The sequence below is a fragment of the Streptomyces jumonjinensis genome, from assembly GCF_009600885.1.
GTDB lineage: Bacteria > Actinomycetota > Actinomycetes > Streptomycetales > Streptomycetaceae > Streptomyces > Streptomyces jumonjinensis.
In genome coordinates, this window is record NZ_VCLA01000156.1 from 53,660 (window position 1) to 55,262 (window position 1,603).

Consider the following 1,603-nt stretch of genomic DNA (forward strand, 5'->3'; position numbering starts at 1 on the left):
CCCCATTCGAGCGCGGTAGTCGGCGAGCGCCATGTAGAGGCGAGCAAGGGTGGCCCGGTTCGCCCGGGGGAAGGGGCCGCGCGGCGTGTCCCGGGGGAAGGGGCGGAGGACGACCTTGACCGGTCCGTCCGGCGTCTCAACCGTTGCGGGGAGGGTGACCGACCACGTATCCGCGCGGTTCTCCCACCGGACGTACTGACGGGCGACAAGTTCGTGATCCGTGAGGACGCGGTCCCTCTTCGGCAGAACGGGGACTTCCGGGGGTAAGGCGCGGCGCTCCGCGGCGCCTTCCGGCTGTGGGCTGTTGGTCATTCGGCTACCTCCTCGCTCTCACTCCCCCGGGGGGTTTCGCTGTGTGACCAGATGAGCACAACTAGAGCTAGGCGACAGGCAGTTAACGGGGACTCGTTAACAAGTCGAACGCCGTTCGAGTTCTCCAAGAGTGGCGAAAATAGGAGATCAGCGCCATGGACGATGACAGCCCACAATTTTCGTTAACTCCAGTTGAGCAATTCGGTGTTGACGTGAAAGCCCTACGGACGGCACGCCGGATGAGTGTCCGTGGCCTTGGGTCGGCAGTCGGCTGCTCCGGGGCGTACGTGTCCAAGGTGGAGAACGCCAAGCTCGTGCCCAGCGAGCAGTTCGCAGAGGGGTGCGACAGGACGTTTGGGACGGGTACCTTGTTGGCACGACAGCGTCAACAAGCCATTGAGGGAGACCATCCAGCTTGGTTCGAGCCGTACACCCAGCGTGAACGCAAAGCGCGCCAGATCCTCAATTACTCAACCGTGTTTGTGCCGGGGCTGTTCCAGACACCTGAGTACGCCCGTGCCCTCTACCGTGCGAGCGCCCCACGACTTGCGGCGGCTGCCATTGAGTCTCGGCTGTCCGCCCGTATGCGCCGCCACGAAGTGCTTGAACGGGCCAACCCGCCTGAAGTGTGGGTAGTTCTCTACGAAGCGTGCGTACGCACGCTAGTCGGCTCGTGTCGTGTGATGGCTCGACAGCTTGAGCGTTTGACGCTTGAGGCAAGCGCGCCGAACGTCACCGTTCAGTTCATCCCCTTCGATGTAGTACCGGCAATGGGTACTGCGTTTACGTTGCTGGTCTTCGACCAAGGCCCTACCGTGCTGCATGTTGAAGGGCCCCAGGGGGGCCGACCGTTGGAGACACCGAAGATAGTGAAGACGGGGCTAGCCATCTTTGATCGCCTACGGGCTGAGGCGCTGGGGCATGATGCATCTGTGGCCCGCATCCAAGAGATTCACAAGGAGTACGCGCGATGACTTCCGAATTCGACGCAAAGGTCGCTACATGGGTCAAGAGCACCCACAGCGGTCCCGATGGAGGTGAGTGCATCGAGTGGGCCCCCGCGCACGCGACCGCTACCGGCGTCGTCCCCGTCCGGGACAGCAAGCGCCCGACCGGCCCGGTCCTCACGGTGTCGAGCACTGCGTTCGCCGGACTGGTGACCCTCGCCCGCAACGCCGATGTGAGCTGAGACCCCCGCCTCGGAGAACCCCGTTCGGTGACCGGCGGATTCCAGGGATCGGCAGCCGACTGCGGGAGGGGGCCGCGCAGGGGTGGTGCCGGGACGTAAAAC

Annotated in this window: 3 protein-coding genes; 2 read left to right on the forward strand and 1 reads right to left on the reverse strand. The window is 64.0% G+C overall.

What is annotated here, in order from left to right; translation table 11 throughout:
- A partial coding sequence (locus FF041_RS38020; protein ID WP_194292109.1) for a hypothetical protein occupies positions 1–312 on the reverse strand: 312 nt, incomplete at its 3' end.
- Positions 313–467: 155 nt separating this feature from the next.
- Between FF041_RS38020 and FF041_RS20715 the strand changes: the two genes are divergently transcribed.
- Together FF041_RS20715 and FF041_RS20720 are read left to right on the forward strand one after the other, a co-directional pair.
- Positions 468–1,286, forward strand: a complete 819-nt coding sequence (locus tag FF041_RS20715; RefSeq protein ID WP_153524174.1) for a helix-turn-helix domain-containing protein — start codon at positions 468–470, stop codon at positions 1,284–1,286.
- The gene (locus FF041_RS20720) at positions 1,283–1,501 is read left to right on the forward strand and encodes a DUF397 domain-containing protein (RefSeq protein WP_153524175.1); all 219 of its coding nucleotides are present in this window, start codon (positions 1,283–1,285) and stop codon (positions 1,499–1,501) included. The genes FF041_RS20715 and FF041_RS20720 overlap by 4 nt, the downstream gene beginning before the upstream one ends.
- Positions 1,502–1,603: the final 102 nt, after the last annotated feature.